Below are 25,166 nucleotides of genomic sequence, written 5' to 3' on the forward strand. Positions count from 1 at the left end.
CTAGAAAAAGCTGGTCGATTCAGTGGGCGAGGTCTACAGCGAGCGCCAGAGTCCCAGGTGTGCGATGGCGCCATCGTTGCCATTGGCGATGGGGCCAGTCATTGCGGGTGACGTACTGGGCGAAGAGACCACGGCCTGCGGTGGTGACGCCATCGCCGTCCATGCCACGGACGCCGCTGCACTGAGCCTCGCCATCGACAGGTAATTGGTATGGCGCGCCGCGCAATGCAGTATTGATCTTGCGTAGCCAGTTCTAAATTGGCAGGGGGAACTGCGGGTGTTGGTGAAACCGTAGCTGCAATCCCCTGACCGTTCTTGACCAGATTGGAGGTTGGAGTCGGTGGCCAGTCGTCGCGCGAGTCGCACGAACTCAACGACGTTGGTGTTGCAGGCATGGAGGCAATGGCTCCAGCGTAACGCCAGCATCATTCGTAGCAGTCAGGGCGCTGCGCAGCAAACCCGCATGAAGCAACGCTGCAAAGCAGGCAGGGCTGAAGTCAGCTTCACCCAATGGTCGGCAGCAGCACGACCGCAAAAGCGATGTACAGGCGAATGCACTGAAAAACAAAAAACCCGCTATGCAGAACATAGCGGGTTTTTTTATTTCAATGGTGCCGGAGACATGAATCGAACACGCGACCTTCTCATTACGAATGATAAGATAAAGGTGTTTGCCTGTGTTTGTCATTGTTTATAAAATCAATGAAAACAATGGCTTGTGGCTGACTGTTGGCAAAAGACTGTTTATCTTTACATGTCTTTATTTCGCGAATTTGCCTACAGATTGCCTACAGATTGCCTACAAGTTCACCTGAGAGCAGAAGGAGCCGCATGGCTGGCGCATCAAACAGGGTTCGACTGACTGCAGGCCGCGTGGCCTCGTTCCACTGCCCGGACGGCAAGACGCAGGGGTTCCTTTGGGATACCGATGTGCCCGCATTGCTGCTGCGCGCCACCCCTACCGGCCGCAAGACCTACGCCTTTGAGTCCCGCCTGCACGGCAAGACGCTGCGCATCTCGATTGGTGCCGTGGATTCGTGGACGCTGGACCAGGCCCGGGAGCAAGCCCGAGGCTATGCCGTGATGCTGGACAAGGGGCAAGACCCGCGTGAGCTGGAGAGGCAGCAACAAGCCGAGCAGGAAGCCCGGCGCCAGCAGGAGTTGGCCAAGACCTTGACCGTGGGTGAACTGTGGCCTGTGTACTTGGAGAACGGCAGACCTAAGCGGCGTGATGGGTGGAAGCCGCGCTACCTGGCGGACTTGCACGCGATGGCAGCCGCCGGCGGAGTGCCAAAGAAGCGGGGGCAGGGCGTGACAAGGCCTGGCCCGCTCTATCCCCTCTTGGCCCTGCCTCTGGCGGGAATCAATGAGGACTCGCTCAAGCAGTGGCATGACAAGGAAGCCAAGTCAGGCAAGCACCAGGCTGCCCGGGCCTTGATGATGTTCCGCGGTTTTCTGCGCTGGTGCTCGTCACAGCCCCAGTACCGCGACATTACCGACCGTGCTGCTGGCCAGGCACCAGCCATAGTGCAGAACCTACCGGCCACCAAGCGCCGTACTGATGCCCTGGAGACTGCGCAGGTGGCAGCGTGGTGGAGTGGTGTGGTGCAGCTGGACAATTTCACGGCCAGTGCATACCTGCGCGCTCTGTTGCTGACGGGGGCACGCCGCGAGGAAATGGCCGCTCTGCGCTGGAAAGAAGTGGACCTCCGGTGGCGCAAGCTGACTCTGGCCGACAAGGTGGAAAGCTCCAGAGTCATCCCTTTGACCCCTTACCTGCATCACCTGCTGGCCGGGCTGCCGAGGGTAGGGGAGTTCGTATTCCACAGCGCAGGCGAGACCGGTCACATCGTGGATCCTCGGGCCAGCCATGGCAAGGCCTTGAAGTCGGCGGGTATCGATCGGCTGACGTTCCACGGACTGCGCCGCAGCTTTTCCTTGCTGGGGGAGGCAGCAGGTGCACCAGCAGGAGCAATTGCCCAGGTGATGGGGCACAAGCCCAGTGCCACAGCAGAGGGCTACCGACCTCGCAGCGTGGATGCCTTGCGCCCGTTCTTGGAGCGCATCGAGGGCTGGATTCTGGAGCAGGCCGGCGTGGAGTTTGATGCCCAGGCAGAGCCCGGCAAGCTGCGTGCGGTGAGCTGACCACCAGCAGCGGCAGCCCAGCTGCAGCGGCGCCCACCTGGAAAACACTTCACGCGAGTCTCTATTTTTTAGTGTTATTGGTGTTATTCCTTTTCCTATCAACAACTTAGCGCATAACACCTTCTCTTTTCACGGTGTAGCGGGTGTTATGCGAGGCGTGTGCAATGCCGTGCTGCAGGCTGTTGCAACAACAACTACCAAACACGCCCAAACAGAGTAAAGCGTCTCCGTAGCATGAGAAACCATTGCAAATAGCCGCAAGGCGAAAGGATGGTTTCGAGTGCAGATCGCAACACCTGGCAGCGCACAGCTCGCTGCATCTAAGCCCCGTCAATTTCCCGCGCTGGAGCTGGTCACCAACCCCACGGTGACGACTGCAGCGGCGGCCTACTACCTGAACCGCAGCCCTACAACGCTTCGCATTTGGGCCTGCAAGGAAACGTTCCCGATGGGCTTGCGCCCTGTGCGTGTGTCGGGCCGGCTGGGGTGGCCTGTGGCAGGCATCCGAAGCATCCTGGGGGTGGCCTGATGCTGGTGGCCATCTTCTTCATCGCAGAGCGCATCCGCGCCTGGAGGGCAAAGGCATGACAGAAAAGAAAAACGCCCAGCCCCGCAAAACAGAACTGAGCGCCTTCAACACTTGCGCGCATGCTAGCAGAACCCGCCCGATGACACCCCGCCAACAGCGCGTGGTGCATGCCCTGCTGCACACCCGGGAGTGGATAAGCCGCGAGGCCATCGACCGCATTGCCGGTGCCAGCAATGGGCCGGAAATCATCCGGCAACTGCGCCAGCGCCTTGGACAAGACGCCATCGATATGGAGCGCGTCAACGTGCTGGACCGCGACGGGCAGCCTGTCCAGCCTGGCCGCTACCTTTTGACCGCTGCCGGCCGCCAGCGCTTGGCTGAAATGGAGGTGAAATGATGCGTAGCCTCTTCCATCGTCGGCGCATGTCGTGCTACATTGGGGCTGTCGCGCCCGTGAAGCGCGATCGGGATTGGTCTCCCGAAGCATCTCTGCGACGAAAGCCGCAGCTTCCGCAATGGTCTGCGGCTTTGTCATTCGCGCCCCTTTATGGTGGCTCGGCAGGCAGGCGCAAGCCTGGCCGGTTCTCGCAAGAGGTGCCCGGTAGACCAACCTGTCGAGCTACCGCCCTGATTGGTCTCAGAGCGGTGGTTTCTGGAAAACCGCACCTCTTGGAGGCCATCATGGCTACCTCTCCCCGCGCACTCGCGCCTACATCGCCCACCACGGGCACACCTGACCCCATCCAACTGCACGCCCAGGCGCACAACGCGCTGAATATGGCCGTGTTCTACCTGCGCCAGCCGCACGCCAACGTCCCCGGTGCCCGCAGCAAGGCAATTCAGGCCCTGGCCGCTTTGCGCAACCTGTCCGCAACGCTGGAGGGCTGAGCCATGGCGACCCCAAACAACGCTGCCCAAGTGGCAGTGCAGGCGGAGCTTTGCCAAAAACAGGCTGCAAGTCCCTGCGCTGTCCAACTTCCAACGCTTCAGCAAGCCATACACCTGGCTTGTTCGGTGCTGGCCGAATCGTTGAATGACGCCATCAAGGCCGCATCCTCCAACAGCCAATGGCGGGACGAGTACCAGGACAGCATTACTGCGGCGGAGGTGGCTCTGACTGTGGTGGAGCAGTTGAAGGTCGAGGCGCCGAGCGATGCCGGCGCTTTCGATACGCAGTGGTGGCGTGCGACTTCTGTCACCCGCTTGGCCAGAGATGCATTCCCCGACAAGGATTCCGGCGCGTGGCGTTTCCTTCGTGCCGCGGTCGACGAGTTTGAATCGCTGTATCGCGTGGTTGATTTCCTGGCCATCAAGGCAGAGCAGAAAGGCGGTGCAGCATGACCACCGCCACCAAAGAGCAATGGGCACCTTGCCTGCTGCTGGAGGGGCTGCCCACTGCCTGCGGCATCACCACCAGCTATGCCGAGCGGCTGCCGGCGCTCTACGACACGCCGGCCCAGGCCATGGCCGCAGCAGAGGCTGCAGCCAACCAGCGCCCCGACGCCATCGGCTGCAGCGCCAAGCGTGTGGAGGTGCCGGCATGATTGCCGACCACTTCGCCCAGGCCATCGCGGCGGCGGGCCTGATTCCCCCCGACACCATCCACGCTGATGGCCAGCTCTACCGGTTCAGCACCACCGGCAGGCGCAGTGACAGTGCGGGCTGGTATGTGCTGCACGCCGACGGCCTGCCGGCCGGAGTTTTTGGCAACTGGCGCACCGGGCTGACAGAGACATGGTGCAGCAAGTCAGAAAGCACGCTGACGCCGGCCGAGCGCGCCACCATGCTGCAACGCGTACAGGCGGCCAAGCTGCAACGGGCTGCAGCGTTGCAGGTGTGCCAGCAGCAGACCCGGGCAGTGGCACAGGCGCGCTGGAGAGTTGCCACCGCTGCAGGCCAGCACCCATACCTGACGGCCAAGGGCATCGAGCCATGGAGCCTGCGCGCCGAGGGCCCAGTGCTGCTGGTGCCCATGCGTGACAGTGCCGGCGTGCTGCACAGCTTGCAGACCATTGCACCAGACGGTTGCAAGCGCTTTCTGTCCGGAGGCCGCGTGCGTGGCTGCTATCACGCCGTGGGCCGCACAGAGGCGGGGATCGTGGTGTGCGAGGGCATGGCCACAGCGCACAGCGTGCGCGCCGCCACCGGCCTGGCCGTGGCCGCCGCATTCAGTGCCGGCAACCTGGCGCCCGTGGCCCAGGCCCTGCGCCGGAAGTACCCGGGCTTGCACATCGTCCTGGCTGCCGACGACGACCACACCACCGAGGGTAACCCGGGCCTGACTGCCGCACGCGCTGCAGCGCTGGCCGTCGGCGGCCTGGTGGCAGTGCCGCAGTTCCCTGCAGACCGACCGCCCAAGGCGACCGACTTCAACGACCTTTTTTCACTGGCAGGCAGCAACGCTGTGCGTGCGTGCTTTGCCGAAGTTATGGAAGGGCTAGACCATGGCCACTGAAGACATCGAGACCACCACCCGCGCCAGCATGGATGCAGGGCAGCAAGCCTGGAACCCACTGGAACCCAGCGCCATCCCAGCAGAACCCAGCCCTATCCCAAATGAGCTGGAGCGCCCGCGCTATGTGGTGCTGGACGAGCCGCACACGGCCGGCGACGGCACCAAGTACCGGGCCGGGGTCTGGTGGTTTGGCCTGAAGCCAAGCAAGGGGGATGCCCTGCCGGCCTTGGTGCAAAGCTGGATCTGCAGCCCGCTGCATGTGGACGCTGTGACCTTCGATGCCGCTGGTGCCAACTTCGGCCGACTGCTGCGCTTTCGCAATACGCTGGGCCATTGGAAGACGTGGGCCATGCCCATGGAGATGCTGCGCGGCGACACGGCAGACCTTCGGGGCGTGCTGCTGTCCATGGGGGTGCACCTCGACCCCAGCAACGCCGGCCGCAACATGCTGGCCACCTACCTGCAAAGCCAGGTGCCCACCAGAAAGATGGAGGCCGTCATGCAGACCGGCTGGGCCGGCGGGCAGTTCAAAGCCTTCGCGTTGCCGGACATGGTCATCGGCCCCCAGGCCATGCGCGTGACCTACCAGAGCGAGGCCAAGGGCACGGACGAATACACCCAGCGCGGCACCCTGGCCGGCTGGCAGCAAGGCATTGCAGCACCTGCTGCCGGCAACCCACTGTTGGTGCTGGCCATCAGCTCTGCCTTTGCTGGGCCAGTGCTGGCCCTGGTGGGGGTGGAGTCTGGCGGCTTGCACCTCATTGGTGACAGCTCCACCGGCAAGACCACCGCACTGCAGGCCGCTGCCAGCGTGTGGGGTGGCGATAACTTCCGCCGCAGTTGGCGCACCACTGCCAACGGCCTGGAAGGCGCGGCCGCGCTGTTCAATGACTCCCTCCTGGCCCTGGATGAAATCAGCGAGTGCGACCCACGCGATGTGGGCGAGGTGGTCTACATGCTGGGCAATGGCCGGGGCAAGCAGCGGGCCAGCCGCAACGGCTCTGCACGCACCGTGCACCGCTGGCGCACCAGCGTCATCAGCACCGGGGAGCGCAGCATTGCCACCAGCATGGCCGAGGCTGGCCAGCGGGTGAAGGCAGGCCAGGCCGTGCGCTTGCTGGACATTACGGCGCAGCGCACATTTGGCGCCTGGGACAACCTGCACCAGCACCAGAACGGGCCTGCATTTTCCGACGCGCTCAAGCGGGCTGCAAATGCCAACTACGGCACGGCCGGCCGGGCATTCTTGGAGAAGCTGACCCGCGACACCGGCGACATGGCCACTCGGCTCGAGGACATCAAAGCGCACCTTTTGAAGGGCGTGCAAAGTGGTGATGGGCAACCCTCCCGCGCTGCTGCCCGGCTGGCTGTACTGGCCCTGGCCGGCGAACTGGCCACCACCTACGGCATCACCGGCTGGGATGAAGGCGAGGCCACCACCGCGGCGAAGGTGGGTTTTGCTGCCTGGACTGCCTTACGCGGGGATGTGACCGGCAATGCAGAGCAAGACCAAGTAGTGCAGGCAGTGATGGCCTTTGTGGAGCGGCACGGGGACAGCAGGTTTTCCGATGCGGGCGAGATCTACAGCGAGCGCCAGCAGTCCCTTGTGCGCGACCGTGCGGGCTGGTGGCAAAGCACTGAGGAGGGGGTGGAATACCTCTTCACCGGGGACGGTATGCGCGAGGCGTTGAAGGGCTTCGACTTCGGCAGGGCGGTTCGCACTCTGCAGCAATCAGGTTTGCTGGCCCCTGGTGTTGACGGCAAGGCATCAAGGGTGAAGCGCATTCATGCGCGCAATGTCCGTGTGTACGTGGTGCAGCCTGAGAAGCTGGCAGTGGGGCGCGCATGAGCAGAGAGCAACGCCAGCAACTGGCCGAGGCTGCAATCCTGGCCATGGTGGAGCAGTTCGGGGAGGCGGTGGCCAGGCGCTTGCTGGAGGCCGTGGCCCGCCCCGAGGTGTTGGCTGCTTTGCCCCGCGTCATGGCCATGCAGCACGCCCAGCACTTCCACCGCCAGGGCCTGAGCCCACGGGATGCCAGCTACCGGATTGCTGACCTTACAGGGATGAGCGTGCGCAATGCCAGGAGGTATGCGGATGCGGTGTGTTTATAGGCTATGGATATGGGCGAAACTAGAGGGGGCGCAGATTCTAAAGAAAATCTGAAAGTTCTAATCGAACTGGATATGGCTGAAATGTTCTCGCAGGCGCTCCCGGCCAGTCTGTATGCACAAGACTGACATTTCGAAGATTTTTTCAAAATTTTCAAAAGAAGGCCCGATATTGACAGTCATATTTTCCCCACTGGGTTTATAGTTGATTAGGCTATGTTCTGTGGCATGTGCTCCTAGCATGGAAAGGCTTCTATAAATTCCTTGGAATAAAATTTCTAAATCTGCAACTTGAGCCGCCTCATAGTAAGTTGGGCCGCTTTTTAATGGTTTTACATTAAGTTTTGAAATTTTATTTGCTATTTCTTCTGAGAAATCAGAGTCATTAAAAAATCTACTTAGCCCATTTGTGATTTTGTACATTTCATTGCGGGTGCCATCTGGTAATTTCTCTTTAAATTCTGGTTTTCGCCAACAAGCACATGCAAAAAAAAGGCACTCATACCCCGTTCTTAACGTTGTTGTGGCAGCTCCATTCATTCCCATATCAGCGAGAAGTATAGACGCCTGACTACTTTCCAACATCCGAAAGAAAAATGACATTGCTGTCCATTCTTTTGGTGCGAAAGTTTCTTTGTTTAATATTTCTAGATCATTTAATGAATATCTTATAAGCTTCCTGGCAATGTCAATTATTTCTTGACCATTTTCTTCATTTCGGTAACGCATTTGCATAAGCTCTTCAGAAAGAAAGCTATGTTTTGCGAATGTGCTTTCTGTCCTGCTATCCATTCCAAATGCTGGGAATTTAATATTTTTCAATTAATACCGCCTAAATTTATTTATGACGCAAGAGGTGATGAGATAAATCTACATGAAATCATTTCTTGATAAAATCAGTATGCCCTCGGGTGGATATTAGATGTTATTGATTTATCCAAATCTAGGCATGTCTGGCTCCGCGGCTTGATTTCTGCTCAGTGCGCCAGCTTGAGAGGTAGCGACGGGACGATGCATGACCGGTTCGTAGCATGCCATGTGAGTAGCTCAACCAAGACCCACCCCCGACAGAAAGCATCATCATGGCGACCCTGACCGAAGACCTCAAAGTCTTTATTGTCCAAGCCCTCGCGTGCTATGACTCACCCTCCACGGTGGCCACAGCCGTCAAGGAACAATTCGGGGTTGTCGTCAGCCGCCAGCAGGTGGAGAGCTACGACCACACCAAGGCATCCAGCAAGGGCGTGGCCAAGAAGCTGGTGGCGCTTTTTGATGAAACCCGGGCGCGATTCCTTGAAGGCGTTGCAGCCGTACCCGTGGCAAAGCAGGTCTACCGCCTTCGGGTGTTGCAGCGTGCCCTGGAACGGGCCGAGAAGCAGGGCAATGCCGCGCTGGTGCTCCAGATCCTTGAGCAGTCTGCCAAGGAGTTGGGTGGGGCCTACACGAATCGCAAGGAAGTCACAGGCAAGGATGGTCAGCCCCTGGCCATGACCAGCGTCACCACCAACGTCACACCGGAGCAGCTCAAGGAGGCGGTGCAGAGCGTGCGGGACAAGTTCTAGCACTGCAGTAAAGGGCCAGTTGCTAGATAAGCGTAATTAATTTTCAGAGTTTCTATAGAGAATTTATAATTAAGCACTCTTTAGTAACTATGGCTTTTAATCGTTTCGATTGCAAGTGAAATACTATTTTTTTTCCCTGGCGGAGTTCTCCGTTCTTTTTCTACTGTGTAAACCATCTCTTGAATATTGTTGAATGCTCTTGATTTTTCAAATGGAGTAATAAATACAATGCTTTCTGGGCCGTTGCCTAAAGATAATTTCATAAAATCGTCATTAAGTTTCTCATTTCTTGGCAAGGTTATGTGGGCGATAAGGCCGTCTATATATATTCTTGCTCGTAGGATTTTTACGTTGCTATTGCTTGGAATTTCTGCTTCTTCGATTAATGGAATCCGATTGTGTGATATTCCACGGGTGCTTAGTTGAAATAAGTGTATCGGGAAATCTCTAAAATCTCCTGGATTCTCATTAAGAACACGAATTCTTAGATCTTCTTCTTCGTCGGGTAATAGTTTGACTTCGTCAAACTCATGGCGACTGCTTGCTGATGCTCTCCAGAGGATACTGAGGAAAAAAAGTCTGATTGCAGCTTCATCTGGTAATTTAAGAACTCTATGCCATGCTTCTGTGTTTTCTAATGGCGCAACATCCCATTCGGTGGATACTAAATCTTTAGAATTTATCGGCCATCCACTCCATACTAAATTTAACTCGCGAAGCTCTTCTATTCCACGAGTGTCAATTCGTTCGAGAATTTTTTCACCAGTGCTAGTGCACAATTGGTCGTCATACCATGTATCGGGGCGTGTTTTTCTCCCAAGACCGATTCCAGCTTCTATGACCTTTTGGCCGTCTCTGGATATTTTTGTTAGAGCTCTTGGCAGTATATGAGATTTAACATATTTTCCAGGAATTTTTGTTAATGCGCAAGATCCTTGAAATTCTTTTGTTTTCACCGAACTCCCTCTAAATATATTCTTAGCACGGCATAGCGGCTTTCTGTAGTGGTTGGCATGGCCGCTTTTGCTGTCGTAACTCTCTATTCTTAATCTCTTGGCAGTTACGTGCAACTGTCAAGCATGACACGCCACCCCAAGCGCTGACACAACCTCATCCCCAGCATTGGCCCCATGTTCACCAACATGGGATCACCAATGACAATAGAACCACTCGCCGCGGCCAAACAGCGGTGGCAGCAGGCCAGCCAAGCGCACGTTGCCGCAATTAAGGGAGTGCGCACAGCACAGGAAGCGTTGGAGCGCCTGCAGGGGCTGATTGCCACTGAGACGGCCGAGCTGACCAAGGCCCAGGAGGAACAGCGCGCCGGCATCCTGGCGGCCTTTGGGCTGGGCGGGAAGGCCCAGGAACCCCAGCACAGCGTGGCAGACATTCGCGCCCGCCTGGATGCCTTCGAGTCCGTTCTTCCGGAGCATGAGCAGGCGCTGCAGCAGGCCCAGGACAACACCAAGGAAACGGACGCCGCCGTCAAGGAAGCGGAGAAGGCCATCCTGCGCGCCAAGGCCCATGCTGCTATCGAGATGGAGAGCAAGGCATTTTCGGCCTTCAAGGCGGCCCACCTGCACCGCCTCGCGGTCGGCGCCGCGCTCAACGAGCGCGAATTGATGGTGATGCAGACTGCCCCCGGATACTGGCCCAGTCGCCTCTATGGTGACCGCCACCACATCGACTTCACCGTGCCAGGACTGGATGTCGCCAAGGCCAACCTCATCAACCTGGCAGAGAAGGGCGAATGATGGTCTTCACCACCAACACTCACCCGGCGCCCAAAGACTTGCGCCACCTTTCCCTGGCCGAGGCCAGCCGCCTTTACCGCCCGGTGCGCAACGATGGCACCCAGGCACCCGCACCAGGCCCGGAGGCAGATCCCATCCGAGTGGAGGTTTTGGCCAAGCTGGAGGAGGCCGGCATCCACACCGACGGCAAGACTGATGTGGCGTTGCTGGCCGACTACACGAAGATGCTGCGCGACCAGGCCGGCAAGCAGCAGGAACCGGCGAAGGGGGAGAAGCAAGCCCAAAACTCGGCAAGCAATGAGTTTGCGGGCTACTCCATCAACAGCCTGATTGACGAAGGAGCCAAGTAAGCCATGGCAAACGTAATCTATCGCGGCCCGAGCAGTGGCCAGCCTCGCACCGTATCGGACAAGCCCGTGGCCGCGGCCCTGCTGCCTGGCACGTTCGTGACCGAAGGCGCCACCACGTTGACCCAGGCGGCTGCCTTCGGCCACAAGGTGCGCCTGCTGGCCCACCGTGATTTCTATTCCTCTTTCGGAAGCGCCTTCGATGCCTCCCACCCGCTCAAGCAGCCATATCAATCGGGCGAGACGGGCGTGGCCTACGTCCTGGAGCCGGGCCAGCAGTATCAGGCCGCCATGGCTGCCGGGAACTACACCTTTGGCCAGCCATTGACCATCGGCGCCGCCGGCCGCCTGACCGCTGCCGCTGCCGGCAACGTGGTGGTGGCCTTCGCCGACAAGGCTGCCAACGTCGCTGCAGGGGATCTGCTGGACGTTGAGATAGCCAACTTCTACGCCATGGCCTGACCTGGCCAGCAGTAGCACTCCACGCGGCTTAGGCCGCGTTTTTCATTGGTGGGGCGGTTCCTAGCATGGGGTAGGTGTTCAACCTTTCGACGCCTACCAATGAGTGCGCTGAGCAGCTTTCTCGCCCTTGCCGATGATGACGACCCGTGGCACCCCAGCATTGTCATCAAGCCCGCTGCAGAGTGCCCACCGCTTGCGTGCATGCACACGGCACCAGCATCTGTTTTTCACCTGGCCAGCCGGCCTGTACAGGTGAAGCAGTCTCGCCACAAGGTTGCGGAGACACAGAGGCTCAAGGTCTCGGGCAGCACACGCGTTGTCCGTGGCGTCACGCGTATTGAAGGCGCGGCCTATCCATCCCGGTGGACTGCAGAGGATTACAAGCGTGAGGAGCAGCGGCGTGCACGGCAGGTGCCGCCGCGACCATCAAAGGGCGCGCGCTCGAAGGGGCAGAAGCTGCGAGAGCTGCTGGGCGAGGGGGCTGCTAGTAGTTGATGGTTGCAAGAGGATGCAGTGGAGGGTAGACCTGTTGCCCTAGGGCGCTCTAGTTAGCCGTGGGCGCATCATGTTAGGTGCACCGTACGACGCGGCATGTCTAAACCATTCAGGGCTAGCAAACGAGCTTCCTTGCTGCTCGCCGTTACTCGGATCGTGGCGTCAGTCGCAAGCCATCGATAAGGGGATACTCCCTTTGTCGCTGCAGAATCCCTTAATTTTCGTAGATCAGAAAATCCCTCGGTTTCCAATTTTTTCTTCAGCCACACCAATTTTTCAATCATCTTCTTCACTTCACCAGTACTGTTGGCGGGGTGTGGTTCGATCCAAAAAGCCGACTCAATATTCGCTCCTGACTTTATTCCAACGGCATAGTCCCACCGAGGTGATGCGCCCTCACTTTGCTTATAGTGAGAATCAATGTCAACGCTATGCGTGAAAATGTTTCCTGCACTAACAGTAATGCGATCCCGGTATTCCCCCTTGACGGCGTGCTTCCCTGCAACTATTGCTAGCCCAGCCTTGGTAGCTGCATTTTCGAAGTCTGTCTTTTTCGTCGGTGACGCTTTGGCACCTGCCTTTGCAATTTTTTTGGTTGCCATCAGCGGCGCTCCTCATTTGTTGCTGCCTTGCGTGAGACTCGCTTGGTCCGAGCCTCTGCTTTGTTCACTGCTTTCGCAATCGCCGAATTTGTCTTGTTGGAGAAGCCTGTAATGCCTCCCCAGCTAGCTTCCTGCTCATTGTCTGCGCCTGGGTTCAAATGAGAAATTTCTGTGGCAGAAGACGTACGACCTAAAAAATAAACCCTGTAGTCCTTCTCGAGTGCTGCTTTGCCTAGCGCCTTAGCTTTGTTAGATGCTGTCAGGCCAAACAACTCGCGGACTGACGATTCATCTGCTTCTAGGCTCTTGAACTCCTGTAGTGCCCAAACCATTTCTAGTACAACCGGGGAGTGAGTTGAGATAACGACACGGTAATCACGGCGTAGCAACTCAAGAACCAGGAGCAAGACAGCAGAGATGGCTTGAGGGTGGAGTCCCATCTCCGGCTCTTCTAATACCACCCACTCAATGGCCTCTTCTTTGCTATGGCCAGTCTTGCGCCGAGGCTGAGGCGTACAAAGCCAATACAGTCCAAGCAGCATAGGAATGAATTCGCGTTGTCCAGCTGACAAAGACAGGAATCCTAATGCCTGCTTTTGTCCGTCGACTTTTAGCGCAAGCTTCTTTGTGTAGTCTGCCTCATCGATCATCAGGCGGCTACCGCCGAATAGGTGTTCGCTAATTGGTGCTCGCAAATCCTCATTTAGGCGATTTGACGCTGGAAACAATTCACCTTTTGCACCAAATTCATTTTGAATAAGGTCATGAACCGCATCACTGAAGGCTCGCAGCGAATAAGGGTCGCCAAAATTAAACTGCCCAAAGTTCTGCGAGATTCCCCCAGGCAAACTCATCACTCTTTGCGCGGGGATGTAAAATACACGCTCATATCTGAGCGTGCTTTTGCTTGGCTTGGCATAATCGTGCAGGTTAAGGGTCTTGCCACCCCAAACCACACTAGTTTTACGGTCAACGGCCCCCTGCATACCCCTGCCAAAATATGCATCCATGAAGCCATCAGGTTTACCCGCAAAGCCCATGTTGTGATGCTTGAAGGTATCGTGGACGTGTTCCCGATCTACCAGTAGTTTCAGCGTCTGAAGCAGCAAGCTTTTTCCTGTTGCCTGCGGACCAACAATGACCGTCAAGTCGCCAAAGGTAACATCAGCATGCGTAATTGGACCAAAGTTACTGACTTCTAATCGCGGATGGGCCCGCTTTCGTTTCACTTTCTTCGCCCTCTCGCCAGATCTCTTTTGCGCAGATGTCGCTCCTGGGTCAGTTGCGGCGACATTGCTCTCATCATTCATCACTTGATCTCCTGCGTTGGTTTGATCTTTAAGAACTCAATCCCTGTGTTGCCAATATGCTTGAACTCTAACTTGTAATGCAGTCTTGGTTCGCATGGCTGGATGACTGAGTCGACTAGTTTTCCAGAATGTCAGCAAGAGTCTCGCAGTTATGCCTCTTGAACGCCACTGCAAAGCATACGTTTGAGGTCAAAGATTGAACAGCCACAATGCGTCGAAAGTCACTTTGTAGCCTGAGCATGCTTGGTATCAGAGTCACTGGTTGTCTAAGCACAGCGCTAGCCCGTAACACTCATAACACCCACTACATCAGCAGTGTTCTGCTGCAAGGCGTTGATTCGCAAAGGGATAACACAGGTAACACGCATAACACCCGAAAACAGAGAAGTCTGAAGCGAAGTGTTGTGGTGGGCGCGGCGCAACCAGGAGGGACTCAGGGCCTGATTTGGCAAAAGTGCCTACAGATTGCCTACAAGCTCGGGGAATAGAAAAAGCCCGCTATCTTTTGGATAGCGGGCTTTCCTTTATTTTCGTGGTGCCGGAGACATGAATCGAACACGCGACCTTCTCATTACGAATGAGCTGCTCTACCGACTGAGCTACACCGGCAACAAGCGGAAATTATAGCGCGTTTTTATCGGCTTCGAGGTGATACTGCGTGATGCGTTCCACTTCGTTCTTGGAACCCAGCACGACGCTTACGCGCTCGTGCAGCTGGGTGGGCTGGATTTCCAGAATGCGTTCGCGGCCGTTGGTGGCCATGCCGCCGGCCTGCTCGATCAGCCAGCTCATGGGGTTGGCTTCGTACATCAGGCGCAGCTTGCCGGGCTTGAGCGGCTCGCGCTTGTCCCAGGGGTACATGAAGACGCCGCCGCGGCACAGGATGCGGTGCACGTCGGCCACCATGGCGGCCACCCAGCGCATGTTGAAGTCCTTGCCGCGCGGGCCTTCCTTGCCGGCCAGCACTTCGTCCACATAGCGCTTCACGGGCGCATCCCAGTGGCGCATGTTGGACATGTTGATGGCGAATTCCTTGGTGTCTTCGGGGATCTTGACGTTTTCCTCGATGAGCACGAAGGAGCCTTGCTCACGGTCCAGCGTGAACATGGAGACGCCGTCGCCGACGGTCAGCACCAGCGTGGTCTGGGGGCCGTAGATGCAGTAGCCGGCGGCCACTTGCTGGGTGCCGGGCTGGAAGAAGTCGCTGTCGTGCACGCCGGGGTGGCCTTCAGGCTTCTTGAGCACGCTGAAGATGGTGCCGATGGACATGTTGATGTCGATGTTGGACGAGCCGTCCAGCGGGTCGAACATCAGCAGGTATTCGCCCTGGGGGTAGCGGTTGGGCACCACATAGATGCCTTCCATTTCCTCCGAGGCCATGGCAGCCAGGTGGCCGCCCCATTCGTTGGCTTCGATCAGCGTCTCGTTGGCGATGATGTCCAGCTTCTTCTGCACTTCGCCCTGCACGTTCTCGCTGCCGGCAGTGCCCATCACGTCGCCCAGCTCGCCCTTGTTCACGGCAAAGCTGATGCGCTTGCAGGCGCGGGCAACGACTTCCAGCAACAGGCGCAGCTGGCCGGGGATGAGGCCGTCCACGCGTTGCTGCTCGACCAGGTAGCGGGTCAGGCTGATGTTTTTCTTCATGGGTTTGAACTCCTTAAAAATGCACGGGTGATCTGGCGCAGGCCGGACCACCTGGCGCAAGGGGCGGACGCGGTGCCGGCCTCTTGCGCATGTCGGTGTGTGGCCTCAATCGGCCAGAGCGCGGGTGATGACCTCACGCACATCGTTGGACAGATTGGGCTTGGCGGCCACGCGTTCGATGGCAGCCTGGGCTGCAGAGCGGTAAGGCTCTGCCAGCTTTTTCCAGCGGTCCATCACCCGGGCCAGGCGGGCGGCCACCTGGGGGTTGATGCCGTCGATCTCGATCACGCGGTCGGCCCAGAACACATAGCCCGCCGCGTCGGTGCGGTGGAAGGCGCCCGGGTTGTTGCAGAAGCTGAAGATCAGGCTGCGCGCGCGGTTGGGGTTCTTGATCTGGAAGTCCGGGTGCTTCATCAGCGTCTTCACGGCCGGCAGCACATTGCCGCCGCGGTCGCAGGCACTGCCTTGCAGGGCGAACCATTTGTCCAGCACCAGGGCATCCTGCTGGAACAGGGCGTGGAAACGCTGCAGCGCTTGCGCGGCCAGGGGACTGGCACTGTAGATCAGGGCGGAGAGGGCGCTGGAGCGGTCGGTCATGTTGCCCGCGTCCTTGCAGCGCTGGTAGGCCTTGCCGGGCCAGACGGTGTCCCCGGTCTGGGCCGATGCCAGGCACAGCATGGTCAGGGCGCGGCCAGCCAGGGCGCGGCGGCCGGCGCTGACATGGTCGGGGCGGTAGGCGCCGGTGTCATGGTGGGCCTGCCAGAGTGCTTCCCACTCGGCTTGCAGCGCGGTGGCCAGTTGCAGCTGCATGGCTTCGCGCACGGCGTGCACGCGCTGCGGGTCGACTTCGGCCAGCTGTTCGGCAATATAGCTTTCCGAAGGCAGTGTGAGCACCAGGTCCTTGAAGGCAGCATCCAGCTTGTCATTGCCCAGCACATCGCGCAGTGCCTGCATGAAATCGGCCGGCAGCAGCGCGGCGCCTGCGGCGTCTGCCGGTGCCGTGATGGCCTTGAGCGCGTAGCGCAGGCCCAGGCGCTGGCTGGCTTCCCATTGGTTGAACGGGTCGCTGTCGTGCGCCAGCAGGGTCAGCAGCTCGGCATCGCTGAAGTCGCATTCCAGCACCACCGGGGCGCTGAAGCTGCGCAGCAGCGAAGGCACAGGGGCTTCGGTCACGTTGGTGAAGACAAAGCTTTGCTCGGCGTCGGTCAGCACCAGCATACGGCTCTTGGTGGCCTGTGCGGCGTCTTCGCCCTGTAGCTGCAGCGCGATTTCCTGGCCGCCGGCCGAGATCAGGCCCATCTGCACGGGGATGACAAAGGGCAGCTTCTCGGGCTGGCCCACGGTGGGGGCGCAGCGTTGGGACAGGGTCAGCGTGTAGGTCTGGGCGGCAGCGTCGTACTGGCCCACGGCCTGGAGGACGGGCGTGCCGGCCTGGCTGTACCAGCGACGGAACTGCGGCAGGTGCTGGGCCAGTGGCGAGCCGGGGTTGGCATCGGCAATGGCCTGCGAGAAGTCGTCACAGGTCACGGCGTGGCCGTCGTGGCGCTCGAAATACAGCTTCATGCCCCGGGCAAAGCCTTCGCGGCCCACCAGGTTGTGCTGCATGCGCACGACTTCCGCGCCCTTTTCGTAGATCGTGACGGTGTAGAAGTTGTTGATCTCGATGTAGCTGTCAGGGCGCACCGGGTGGGCCATGGGGCCGGCATCCTCGGGGAACTGCACGGTGCGCAGCACGCGCACATCGTCAATGCGCTTGACGGCACGCGCCGATGCGCTGCCCGCCATGTCCATGCTGAATTCCTGGTCGCGGAAAACCGTCAGACCTTCCTTCAGCGACAGCTGGAACCAGTCGCGGCAGGTGACACGGTCGCCGGTCCAGTTGTGGAAGTATTCATGACCGACCACGCTCTCGATGTTGAAGTAGTCGGTGTCGGTGGCCGTGGCCTGGTTGGCCAGAACATACTTGGTGTTGAAGATGTTCAGGCCCTTATTCTCCATGGCGCCCATGTTGAAGTCGCTGGTGGCGACGATCATGAAGCGTTCCAGGTCCAGGCTCAGACCGAAGCGCGCCTCGTCCCATGCAATGGAGTGCATGAGCGAGTTCATGGCGTGCTCGGTCTTTTCCAGATCGCCGGGGCGCACAAAGACCTGCAGCAGGTGTTCGTTGCCTGCGCGGCTCTTGATGTGCTGTTCGCGTGCGACCAGCTTGCCGGCCACCAGTGCGAACAGGTAGCAGGGCTTCTTGTGCGGATCGACCCACTTGGCAAAGTGGCGGCCGTCTTCCAGATCACCGGAATCCACCAGATTGCCGTTGGACAGCAGCACCGGGTACTGGGCCTTGCTGGCGCGCAGGGTGACGGTGTACATGGCCATCACATCGGGACGGTCCAGGAAGTAGGTGATGCGGCGAAAGCCTTCGGCCTCACACTGCGTGAAGAAGGTGTCCTCGCTCACGTACAAGCCCATGAGCTTGGTGTTCTTGGCGGGCGCGCAGGTGGTGAAGATCTCCAGCTCCACGGGGGCATCGCCCTCGGGCAGGTTCTCCAATACCAGCTGGTCGCCTTCCATCTTGAACGAGGTGCCGCCGCCGTTGACCATCACCCGGGCCAGGTTCAGCTCGTCGCCATCCAGGCGCAGGGCCTGTGCCGGCACATCGGGGTTGCGGCGCACGCGCATGCGGTTGAGCACGCGGGTCTTGGCCGGGTCCAGGTCGAATGTCAGCTCCACCGTGTCGATCCACCAGGCCGGGGCCTGGTAGTCGGCACGGTAGACGGCTGTTGCTTGTCCTTCACGCAGCATGGGGATTCCTTAAACGCCTTGCTTGAGCGAGGCTTCGATGAACACGTCCAGATCGCCGTCCAGCACCTTCTGGGTGGCCGAGACTTCGACATTGGTGCGCAGGTCTTTGATACGGCTGTTGTCCAGCACGTACGAGCGGATCTGGTGGCCCCAGCCCACATCGGTCTTTGTGTCTTCCAGCTTCTGCTGCTCTTCCATGCGCTTGCGCATTTCGAAGTCGTACAGGCGCGAACGCAGGCGCTGCCACGCCACGTCACGGTTGCTGTGCTGGCTGCGCCCGTCCTGGCACTGCACCACGATACCGGTGGGGATGTGGGTCAGGCGCACCGCCGAGTCGGTCTTGTTGATGTGCTGGCCGCCCGCGCCCGATGCGCGGTAGGTGTCGGTGCGCACGTCGGCCGGGTTGATGTTGATCTCGATGGAGTCATCAATCTCGGGGTAGACGAACAGCGAGGCGAACGAGGTGTGGCGACCACCTGACGAGTCGAACGGCGACTTGCGCACCAGACGGTGCACACCGGTTTCGGTGCGCAGCAGGCCAAAGGCGTATTCGCCTTCGATCTTGATGGTGGCGCTCTTGATGCCTGCCACGTCGCCGGGTGTTTCTTCTTCCACCGTGGCCTTGAAGCCCTTGCGTTCGGCGTACTTCAGGTACTGGCGCAGCAGCATGCTGGCCCAGTCGCAGGCTTCGGTGCCACCGGCGCCGGCCTGGATGTCGACGAAGCAGTTCAGCGGATCGGCTTCCTGGCTGAACATGCGGCGGAATTCCAGCTCTTCGATCAGCGGGCGCAGCTTGGCGGTCTCGGCCTCGATGGTTTCCAGACCGGCTTCATCGCCTTCTTCCCGGCTCATTTCGTAGAGCTCGGAATTGTCGGCCAGCTCGGTGGTGAGCTTCTGCAAGGTCAGCACGACGGAGTCGAGCGACTTCTTTTCCTTGCCCAGCTCCTGGGCCTTCTTGGGGTCGTTCCAGACCGCGGGGTCCTCGAGCGAGGCGTTTACCGTGCGCAGGCGTTCAAATTTGGCATCGTAGTCAAAGATACCTCCGAAGGTCCTCTGTCCGGGCGGACAGGTCTTCGAGGGCGGCGCCGATTTGGTTGATGCGTTCTGCTTCCATGGTCAATTCCTGTTCTGTTTGTAGAGTGGCAGGCGCAAGCGGCGCCTTAAAAGCGTGATTTTCGCATGGTGCACTCCCTGCTGCTGCAAGACGGCCCCACAAGAATGCGCGATACATGGATTTGCCGCCGCGACAGGGCAGCAAAACGGCTGCTAGAAACGACAACAGGCCCCGCAGGGCCTGTGTGCATGGGATGCGCAGCGGCAGGGCTGCGCTTTGGCCGTGCTTAGAACGCTTCCCACTCGTTCTCTTGCTGGGCGGACGATGCCGTAGGGGCAGGCGCTGGGCGGCGGGGTGCCGCCGGTGCCAGGGCCGGGCGGTGCGCTGCCGCCACGCTCTTGGCAGGGCCCTTGGCGACGGGGCGTGGAGCGGACACGGCGGCCGTAGCACGGGGAGCGGCCACGGGGCGGGTGGCCGCCACATCCAGGGCGGCAGGGCCCTTGGCCAGCTTGAACACGCGCACGGTCTGGCTCAGTTGCTGGGCCTGATCCTGCAGGGAACTGGCCGCGGCGGCGGATTCTTCTACCAGGGCGGCATTTTGCTGGGTGACCTGGTCCATCTGGGTGACAGCCTGGTTGATCTGTTCGATGCCCGAGGTCTGCTCGTCGCTGGCGGCGGTGATTTCACCCATGATGTCGGTCACGCGTTTGACGCTGTCCACGATCTCGCTCATGGTCTGACCGGCCGACGCCACCTGGGAATTGCCTTCTTCCACCTTGCCCACGGAGTCGTCGATCAGGTGCTTGATTTCCTTGGCGGCTTCGGCGCTGCGCTGGGCCAGGGTGCGCACCTCGCCGGCCACCACGGCAAAGCCGCGACCCTGTTCACCCGCTCGGGCGGCTTCCACTGCCGCATTCAGCGCCAGGATGTTAGTCTGGAAGGCAATGCCGTCGATCACACCGATGATGTCGACAATCTTGCGCGACGAGGTGTTGATGGCGGTCATGGTGTCCACCACCTGGTTGACCACGGCGCCGCCGCGCTGTGCCACCTGTGAGGCACTGGCCGCCAGCTGGTTGGCCTGGCGGGCATTGGACGCGTTCTGCTTGACGGTGGAGGTCAGCTCTTCCAGGGAGGCGGCGGTTTCCTCCAGCGAGCTGGCTTGCTGCTCGGTGCGCGAGGACAGGTCCTGGTTGCCTGTGGCGATCTGCTGGGTGGCGGTGGCGATGGAATCGCTGCCCTGGTGGATCTGGCCGACGATCTGCACCAGGCTGTCGTTCATCTGCTTGAGGGCTTGCAGCAGCTGGCCGGTCTCGTCGGTGGATGTGGATTCGATGCGGCGGCTCAGGTCGCCGCCGGCCACGGCCTGGGCCAGTTCCACGGCGTGGTTCAGCGGACGAGAGATCAGGCGGGCGATGAAGAAGGCCAGCGCCAAGCCGGCCGCCATGCTGATTGCCACGATGGCCCAGATCAGGTTGCGGGATGCGGTGTAGATCTCGTCCCCCAGCTTGTCGGCGGTTTCGGCACCGGTATTGATGTGTTCAAACAGCACGTCGACCTTGCTGTTGATGCTGCGGCTGATGGTCAGCGCTTCGCCGCGCAACAGGGCAGTGGCTTCGGCGGTCTGTTGTTCGCGCGACAGGCGGATAGCCTTGTCATGCACCTGGTTGTACTGGCCCATGGCCTGCACGATTTCGGCGTGCAGGCGCTTGTCGTCATCGGTGTTCAGAAACTTGTTCAGCAGCTCCACGTTCTGTTGCAGACCGTCCCACAGCTTTGGCATGGTCTGCTCGTAGGTGGCAGCTTCCTCGGGGGTGGCGCTTAGCACATGCTGCTGTTCCTGCGAGCGATAGCGCTGCAGCTGGTACTTGACCTCCATGGCCGTGCGGGTAGCTGGCAGCCACTGGCGGGCCAGATCTGTTCCCGTCTGGTTGACGCGGTCGAGCTGCACGATCGACAGCAGGCCGATCAGTGCGGTCAGCACCAGGATCGCACCGAAGGACAGCAGAAGTTTGCTGGAGAGCTTTAGGTTATGAAAAAACTGCATGGTGGGGGTTGCAGCACGGGGCCGCTGAGAGTGCGCGAAGCTTTGTTAGAAACTGGAATGCCAACGCAGGCATGGGTGGACGCTGCCGCGACCACACCACAAAAGCGCATGCGGTCGGGCCGATTCTAGGGGGGCGCCAGCTTTGTAAAGGGTTGTTTGTAGGCGACCACTTTGTTGCATGGTGCCGAGGGTGCTTGCTATCAAACCTGATGATGGCGAGGCAATGGGGTGATGGTGCAAGCCTTTGATTTGATTGTTTCTGGTCCACCAAATGTGGGAACTACGCCATCAGCTGCACTGATGGTTGCTGAGGCTGCGGCGCCACAGTCACCCATGCCTGCAGGTTATGACCATTTTAAGAAAATGGTCTATCAGTAGGCGATTGCCTTGTTTGCTTTGTTTGATGCGGTCAGGCTGCCCAGCTTCCGGAGAACGCCGCGGGCCCTGGGAGTTTTGCTGTGGCAGAACAGGCTGCCCGCGTGCTCCGGGCGTGGCGGCATCTGCACACATGCAACACATGCAACACATGCAGCTTGCGGGCGCAGGCCATAAAAAAGGCCCTGGAACGCGATGTTCCAGGGCCAGCCGCCGCACAAGGGTGGACAAGTGCACGGGCACGGCGCATGCCGCGCCTGCTAGAGGTAATCAGCTGCCGCGGGTGATGGGCACGTCGGCGTTCTTGCCATAGGTGCCGTACTTGCCCAGCTCCCACTTGGCAATGGCGTTGCGGTGGACTTCGTCCGGGCCGTCGGCAAAGCGCAGCGTGCGTGCGTGGGCGTAGTCAAAGGCCAGCGGGAAGTCCTGGCTCATGCCGCCGCCGCCGTGCACCTGGATGGCCCAATCGATCACGTCGCAGGCCAGCTTGGGCGCCACCACCTTGATCATGGCGATTTCAGTGCGAGCCACCTTGTTGCCCACGGTGTCCATCATCCACGCGGCCTTGAGCGTGAGCAGGCGGGCCATGTCGATGCGGCAGCGCGCTTCGGCGATGCGTTCCTGGGTGACGGTCTGCTGGGCGATGGTCTTGCCGAAGGCCACCCGGCTGCTGGCGCGCTTGCACATCAACTCCAGGGCGCGCTCGGCCTTGCCGATCAGGCGCATGCAATGGTGGATGCGGCCGGGGCCGAGGCGGCCCTGGGCGATCTCGAAACCGCGGCCCTCGCCCAGCAGGATGTTGCTGGCGGGCACGCGCACATTCTCGAAATACATCTCCATGTGGCCGTGGGGTGCATCGTCGTAGCCCATCACGGACAGGGGGCGCACCACGCGCACGCCGGGGGTGTCGGCGGCGACCAGCACCATGCTCTGCTGCGAGTGCTTGGGTGCCTCGGGGTCGGACTTGCCCATGGTGATGTAGACGGCGCAGCGCGGGTCGCCGGCGCCGGAGATCCACCACTTGTGGCCGTTGATGACGTACTCGTCGCCCTGGCGCTCGATACGGGTGCAGATGTTGGTGGCGTCGGATGATGCCACTTCCGGCTCGGTCATGGCGAAGGCGGAGCGGATTTCGCCGTTGAGCAGGGGCCTGAGCCAGCGCTCGTGGTGTTCCTTGCTGCCGTAGCGAGCAATGGTTTCCATGTTGCCGGTGTCGGGCGCCGCGCAGTTGAACACTTCGGAGGCCCAGCCCACGCGGCCCATGATTTCGGCCAGCGGGGCGTATTCCTGGTTGGTCAGGCCTGCGCCGTCCACACCGGCGATCTCGGCCGTGTCCTTGGGCAGGAACAGGTTCCACAGGCCTTGCTCCTTGGCCTTGTCCTTGAGGGCGTCCAGGAAATGCAGGTGGCTCCAGCGCTTGCCGGCCTGGGTGTTGGCTTCCAGCTCGCTCCAGTAGGTCGCTTCATTGGGATAGATGTATTCATCCATGAAGCGTTGCAGGCGCGCTTGCAGCTCCTTGGTTTTGGGGGAGTAGTCGAAGTCCATGGTGTCTCCTTGAGGGTGGTGGGCGCACATGGGCGCGCGCTGCCCCCCGGCAGCCGCATGCCGTCTTGCACAGTGGGGGATGGGAAAACCGTCTGTTGCCAGGCGGAACGGATTAAGCCCGGTGTTTCTGGGCGTAGGACCAGGCCAGCTCCGCCATGGGGCGGGCGGTGTCGCCCGAGGCCTTGGCCTGGGCGCTGGATGCGGTGCCGGCCTCCACCCGCTTGGCAATGCCTTGCAGGATGGCGGCGATGCGGAACATGTTGTAGGCGAGGTAGAAGTTCCAGTCGGCCTGCAGCTGTTCGGGCGTGGTCAGGCCGGTGCGCTCGCAATAGCGGCGCTGGTATTCGGCTTCGGAAGGAATGCCCAGCGTGGCCAGATCCAGCCCGCCGATGCCACGGCCCAGCGTGCTGGGGATATGCCAGGCCATGCAGTGGTAGCTGAAGTCTGCCAGCGGATGGCCCAGCGTGGACAGTTCCCAGTCCAGCACGGCCACGGCGCGGGGCTCGGTGGCATGGAACATCACGTTGTCCAGGCGGTAGTCGCCGTGGACGATGGAGACCTTGCTCTCGTCCCTGGCGCTGTCAGGCAGGTTGGCGGGCAGCCAGGCCATCAGCTTGTCCATCTCGGGGATTGGCTGGGTGATGGAGGCCACGTACTGCTTGCTCCAGCGGCCGATCTGGCGCTCGAAATAGTTGCCGCTCTTGCCATAGTCCGCCAGGCCCTGGGCGGCAAAATCCACGGTATGCAGCGCGGCGATCACGCGGTTGAGTTCGTCGTAGTAGGTGCCGCGCTGGGTGGGCGTCATGTCCGGCAGCGACTGGTCCCACAGCACGCGGCCTTCCTTGAACTCCATGATGTAGAAGGCGCGGCCGATGACGGATTCGTCCTCGCACAGCGCATACATGCGGGGCACGGGCACCTGGGTGCCCGCCAGGCCGCGCATGACCTTGAATTCGCGCTCGATGGCGTGGGCCGACGGCAGCAACTTGGCCACCGGACCGGGCTTGGAGCGCATCACATAGCTGCGCCCCGGCGTGACCAGCTTGTAGGTGGGATTGGATTGTCCGCCCTTGAACATTTCCGCTTGCAGCGGGCCGGCAAAGCCTTCCACATGCTGCTGCATCCAGGCGGTGAGGGCCGCCATGTCGAATGCGTGGGTGTCAGAGACGGGCTTGGTTCCTACAAAGTGGTCAAATTTGCTCATAAGTCCTTACAGGTCGGTTTCCGCAATGCGCAGAAGCGCATTGCGGTCCCGCACCACCAGCCCACCTGGTTCGATGCGGATGCTTCCCTCGCGCTCCATGCCTTTGAGTTCCTGGTTCACGCGCTGGCGCGATGCTCCGAGCAACTGGGCCAGCTCTTCCTGGGCCAGCTGCAGTCCGATGCGGATTTCCTGGTTGTCCGACAGGCTGGGAATGCCGTAGCTGCGTGCCAGATGCAGCAGTTGCTTGGCCAGCCGGGCACGCAGGGGCAGGGTGTTCAAGTCCTCGACCAGGCCGTACAGCTGGCGGATGCGCCGCGCCTGCAGCCATAGCATGGCTTCGTAGAACTCCACATGCGATGCCAGAATGCGCTTGAAATCTGCCTTGGCCACACACACCAGCGTGGTCGCGCCATGGGCGTACACATCGTGCGTGCGCCGGTCTCCGTCGAAAATCGACACATCCCCAAACCAGATGCCCGGCTCCACATAGGTCAGCGTGATCTGCTTGCCCGTGATGGAGGTCGAACTCACGCGCACCGCCCCCTTGGCGCAGGCAATCCATTCCTCGGGCGGCTCGCCGCGGGCGCAGATGAGTGCACCATCCTTGAAACGTTTGACGTATGCGCATCGAAGTATGTCGTGCCGTAATGACGGGGATAGGGATGAAAACCAGCGTCCTGAGTTGATCGCTTCTCTTTCTTCGATAGTAAGAATCGGGTCGTCCATGG

24 protein-coding genes and 1 tRNA gene are annotated in these 25,166 nt (G+C 60.1%); 13 read left to right on the top strand and 12 right to left on the bottom strand.

Annotated features, from left to right (window positions below; all coding sequences use genetic code 11):
• The first annotated feature begins 463 nt into the window (after window positions 1-463).
• From B3349_RS04110 to B3349_RS04155, 9 genes are all read left to right on the top strand, one after another.
• The gene (locus B3349_RS04110; RefSeq protein WP_291586645.1) at window positions 464-697 is read left to right on the top strand and encodes a hypothetical protein; all 234 of its coding nucleotides are present in this window, start codon (window positions 464-466) and stop codon (window positions 695-697) included.
• Window positions 698-831: 134 nt separating this feature from the next.
• On the top strand, window positions 832-2,145 hold the full coding sequence (locus B3349_RS04115) for a tyrosine-type recombinase/integrase (RefSeq protein ID WP_291586646.1): 1,314 nt from the start codon (window positions 832-834) through the stop codon (window positions 2,143-2,145).
• Between the two features lie 668 nt (window positions 2,146-2,813).
• Window positions 2,814-3,071, top strand: a complete 258-nt coding sequence (locus tag B3349_RS04125) for a hypothetical protein (RefSeq protein ID WP_291586647.1) — start codon at window positions 2,814-2,816, stop codon at window positions 3,069-3,071.
• Between the two features lie 284 nt (window positions 3,072-3,355).
• A complete protein-coding gene (locus B3349_RS04130; RefSeq protein ID WP_291586648.1) occupies window positions 3,356-3,562 on the top strand; it encodes a hypothetical protein in 207 nt (68 codons plus the stop codon).
• Window positions 3,563-3,565: 3 nt separating this feature from the next.
• On the top strand, window positions 3,566-4,015 hold the full coding sequence (locus B3349_RS04135) for a hypothetical protein (protein WP_291586650.1): 450 nt from the start codon (window positions 3,566-3,568) through the stop codon (window positions 4,013-4,015).
• Complete coding sequence (locus B3349_RS04140; protein WP_291586652.1) at window positions 4,012-4,218, top strand: hypothetical protein; 207 nt, start codon at window positions 4,012-4,014, stop codon at window positions 4,216-4,218. The genes B3349_RS04135 and B3349_RS04140 overlap by 4 nt, the downstream gene beginning before the upstream one ends.
• A complete protein-coding gene (locus B3349_RS04145; protein ID WP_291586654.1) occupies window positions 4,215-5,129 on the top strand; it encodes a toprim domain-containing protein in 915 nt (304 codons plus the stop codon). Before B3349_RS04140 ends, B3349_RS04145 begins: the two co-directional genes overlap by 4 nt.
• Entirely contained in the window at window positions 5,119-6,978 is a 1,860-nt protein-coding gene (locus B3349_RS04150; RefSeq protein ID WP_291586656.1) for a DUF927 domain-containing protein, read from the top strand. The genes B3349_RS04145 and B3349_RS04150 overlap by 11 nt, the downstream gene beginning before the upstream one ends.
• Window positions 6,975-7,241: a hypothetical protein gene (locus B3349_RS04155; RefSeq protein ID WP_291586658.1), complete on the top strand. Its 267-nt coding sequence runs from the start codon at window positions 6,975-6,977 to the stop codon at window positions 7,239-7,241. Before B3349_RS04150 ends, B3349_RS04155 begins: the two co-directional genes overlap by 4 nt.
• A gap of 57 nt (window positions 7,242-7,298) precedes the next feature.
• Here B3349_RS04155 and B3349_RS04160 read toward each other — a convergent pair whose 3' ends face one another.
• Window positions 7,299-8,060, bottom strand: a complete 762-nt coding sequence (locus B3349_RS04160; protein WP_291586660.1) for a DUF5677 domain-containing protein — start codon at window positions 8,058-8,060, stop codon at window positions 7,299-7,301.
• Between the two features lie 260 nt (window positions 8,061-8,320).
• Here B3349_RS04160 and B3349_RS04165 point away from each other — a divergent pair, with 260 nt between their 5' ends.
• Window positions 8,321-8,800, top strand: a complete 480-nt coding sequence (locus B3349_RS04165) for a DUF2280 domain-containing protein (RefSeq protein WP_291586662.1) — start codon at window positions 8,321-8,323, stop codon at window positions 8,798-8,800.
• A gap of 80 nt (window positions 8,801-8,880) precedes the next feature.
• On the opposite strand, the gene B3349_RS04170 is transcribed toward B3349_RS04165, so the two are convergent.
• Window positions 8,881-9,756, bottom strand: coding sequence for a hypothetical protein (locus B3349_RS04170; RefSeq protein WP_291586664.1), 876 nt, complete (start codon window positions 9,754-9,756; stop codon window positions 8,881-8,883).
• A 174-nt stretch (window positions 9,757-9,930) separates the two neighbouring features.
• Between B3349_RS04170 and B3349_RS04175 the strand changes: the two genes are divergently transcribed.
• The 3 genes from B3349_RS04175 to B3349_RS04185 are packed head-to-tail and all read left to right on the top strand — an operon-like array spanning window position 9,931 to window position 11,363.
• Window positions 9,931-10,554, top strand: a complete 624-nt coding sequence (locus B3349_RS04175) for a hypothetical protein (protein WP_291586666.1) — start codon at window positions 9,931-9,933, stop codon at window positions 10,552-10,554.
• Window positions 10,551-10,904 carry a hypothetical protein gene (locus B3349_RS04180; protein WP_291586668.1) on the top strand — a complete coding sequence of 118 codons (354 nt, stop codon included), beginning with the start codon at window positions 10,551-10,553 and terminating at the stop codon, window positions 10,902-10,904. Before B3349_RS04175 ends, B3349_RS04180 begins: the two co-directional genes overlap by 4 nt.
• A gap of 3 nt (window positions 10,905-10,907) precedes the next feature.
• On the top strand, window positions 10,908-11,363 hold the full coding sequence (locus tag B3349_RS04185; protein ID WP_291586670.1) for a hypothetical protein: 456 nt from the start codon (window positions 10,908-10,910) through the stop codon (window positions 11,361-11,363).
• A 563-nt stretch (window positions 11,364-11,926) separates the two neighbouring features.
• Here the strand turns inward: B3349_RS04185 and B3349_RS04190 are convergent.
• The 10 genes from B3349_RS04190 to B3349_RS04235 form a co-directional block, all read right to left on the bottom strand.
• Complete coding sequence (locus tag B3349_RS04190; protein WP_291586672.1) at window positions 11,927-12,460, bottom strand: hypothetical protein; 534 nt, start codon at window positions 12,458-12,460, stop codon at window positions 11,927-11,929.
• Window positions 12,460-13,770, bottom strand: a complete 1,311-nt coding sequence (locus B3349_RS04195; RefSeq protein ID WP_291586674.1) for an AAA family ATPase — start codon at window positions 13,768-13,770, stop codon at window positions 12,460-12,462. The genes B3349_RS04190 and B3349_RS04195 overlap by 1 nt, the downstream gene beginning before the upstream one ends.
• Window positions 13,771-14,303: 533 nt before the next feature.
• Window positions 14,304-14,379: transfer RNA gene (locus B3349_RS04200), tRNA-Thr, on the bottom strand.
• 12 nt (window positions 14,380-14,391) lie between these two features.
• The gene (locus tag B3349_RS04205) at window positions 14,392-15,414 is read right to left on the bottom strand and encodes a class 1 fructose-bisphosphatase (protein ID WP_280014254.1); all 1,023 of its coding nucleotides are present in this window, start codon (window positions 15,412-15,414) and stop codon (window positions 14,392-14,394) included.
• Between the two features lie 105 nt (window positions 15,415-15,519).
• Window positions 15,520-18,219 (bottom strand): aminopeptidase N, encoded by a 2,700-nt coding sequence (pepN, locus tag B3349_RS04210; protein ID WP_291587220.1) that lies wholly within the window; start codon window positions 18,217-18,219, stop codon window positions 15,520-15,522.
• Between the two features lie 3 nt (window positions 18,220-18,222).
• Window positions 18,223-19,327 (bottom strand): peptide chain release factor 2 gene (gene prfB, locus B3349_RS04215; protein ID WP_115594698.1). Its coding sequence is split into 2 segments (ribosomal slippage): window positions 18,223-19,245 and window positions 19,247-19,327, totalling 1,104 coding nucleotides; the frame shifts between segments, so codons are not numbered across the junction.
• Between the two features lie 226 nt (window positions 19,328-19,553).
• Window positions 19,554-21,314 (bottom strand): methyl-accepting chemotaxis protein, encoded by a 1,761-nt coding sequence (locus B3349_RS04220; RefSeq protein WP_291586678.1) that lies wholly within the window; start codon window positions 21,312-21,314, stop codon window positions 19,554-19,556.
• Between the two features lie 645 nt (window positions 21,315-21,959).
• Entirely contained in the window at window positions 21,960-23,234 is a 1,275-nt protein-coding gene (locus B3349_RS04225; protein ID WP_291586680.1) for an acyl-CoA dehydrogenase family protein, read from the bottom strand.
• A gap of 112 nt (window positions 23,235-23,346) precedes the next feature.
• Entirely contained in the window at window positions 23,347-24,438 is a 1,092-nt protein-coding gene (locus B3349_RS04230) for a phosphotransferase (protein ID WP_291586682.1), read from the bottom strand.
• A gap of 6 nt (window positions 24,439-24,444) precedes the next feature.
• Window positions 24,445-25,164, bottom strand: coding sequence for a Crp/Fnr family transcriptional regulator (locus tag B3349_RS04235; RefSeq protein ID WP_066534849.1), 720 nt, complete (start codon window positions 25,162-25,164; stop codon window positions 24,445-24,447).
• Window positions 25,165-25,166: the final 2 nt, after the last annotated feature.

This window comes from Comamonas sp. UBA7528, from assembly GCF_002479375.1.
Classification (GTDB): domain Bacteria; phylum Pseudomonadota; class Gammaproteobacteria; order Burkholderiales; family Burkholderiaceae_C; genus Comamonas.

Bases quoted from the DNA above. Each gene is read 5' to 3' on its own strand.
- B3349_RS04235 (WP_066534849.1), bottom strand. From the start codon at position 25,164: ATGGACGACCCGATTCTTACTATCGAAGAAAGAGAAGCGATCAACTCA.
- B3349_RS04205 (WP_280014254.1), bottom strand. From the start codon at position 15,414: ATGAAGAAAAACATCAGCCTGACCCGCTACCTGGTCGAGCAGCAACGC.
- B3349_RS04225 (WP_291586680.1), bottom strand. From the start codon at position 23,234: ATGGACTTCGACTACTCCCCCAAAACCAAGGAGCTGCAAGCGCGCCTG.
- B3349_RS04190 (WP_291586672.1), bottom strand. From the start codon at position 12,460: ATGGCAACCAAAAAAATTGCAAAGGCAGGTGCCAAAGCGTCACCGACG.
- B3349_RS04185 (WP_291586670.1), top strand. From the start codon at position 10,908: ATGGCAAACGTAATCTATCGCGGCCCGAGCAGTGGCCAGCCTCGCACC.
- B3349_RS04180 (WP_291586668.1), top strand. From the start codon at position 10,551: ATGATGGTCTTCACCACCAACACTCACCCGGCGCCCAAAGACTTGCGC.
- B3349_RS04135 (WP_291586650.1), top strand. From the start codon at position 3,566: ATGGCGACCCCAAACAACGCTGCCCAAGTGGCAGTGCAGGCGGAGCTT.
- B3349_RS04155 (WP_291586658.1), top strand. From the start codon at position 6,975: ATGAGCAGAGAGCAACGCCAGCAACTGGCCGAGGCTGCAATCCTGGCC.
- B3349_RS04165 (WP_291586662.1), top strand. From the start codon at position 8,321: ATGGCGACCCTGACCGAAGACCTCAAAGTCTTTATTGTCCAAGCCCTC.
- B3349_RS04110 (WP_291586645.1), top strand. From the start codon at position 464: ATGAAGCAACGCTGCAAAGCAGGCAGGGCTGAAGTCAGCTTCACCCAA.
- B3349_RS04175 (WP_291586666.1), top strand. From the start codon at position 9,931: ATGTTCACCAACATGGGATCACCAATGACAATAGAACCACTCGCCGCG.
- B3349_RS04130 (WP_291586648.1), top strand. From the start codon at position 3,356: ATGGCTACCTCTCCCCGCGCACTCGCGCCTACATCGCCCACCACGGGC.
- B3349_RS04145 (WP_291586654.1), top strand. From the start codon at position 4,215: ATGATTGCCGACCACTTCGCCCAGGCCATCGCGGCGGCGGGCCTGATT.
- B3349_RS04220 (WP_291586678.1), bottom strand. From the start codon at position 21,314: ATGCAGTTTTTTCATAACCTAAAGCTCTCCAGCAAACTTCTGCTGTCC.
- B3349_RS04230 (WP_291586682.1), bottom strand. From the start codon at position 24,438: ATGAGCAAATTTGACCACTTTGTAGGAACCAAGCCCGTCTCTGACACC.
- B3349_RS04150 (WP_291586656.1), top strand. From the start codon at position 5,119: ATGGCCACTGAAGACATCGAGACCACCACCCGCGCCAGCATGGATGCA.
- B3349_RS04140 (WP_291586652.1), top strand. From the start codon at position 4,012: ATGACCACCGCCACCAAAGAGCAATGGGCACCTTGCCTGCTGCTGGAG.
- B3349_RS04125 (WP_291586647.1), top strand. From the start codon at position 2,814: ATGACACCCCGCCAACAGCGCGTGGTGCATGCCCTGCTGCACACCCGG.
- B3349_RS04195 (WP_291586674.1), bottom strand. From the start codon at position 13,770: ATGAATGATGAGAGCAATGTCGCCGCAACTGACCCAGGAGCGACATCT.
- B3349_RS04115 (WP_291586646.1), top strand. From the start codon at position 832: ATGGCTGGCGCATCAAACAGGGTTCGACTGACTGCAGGCCGCGTGGCC.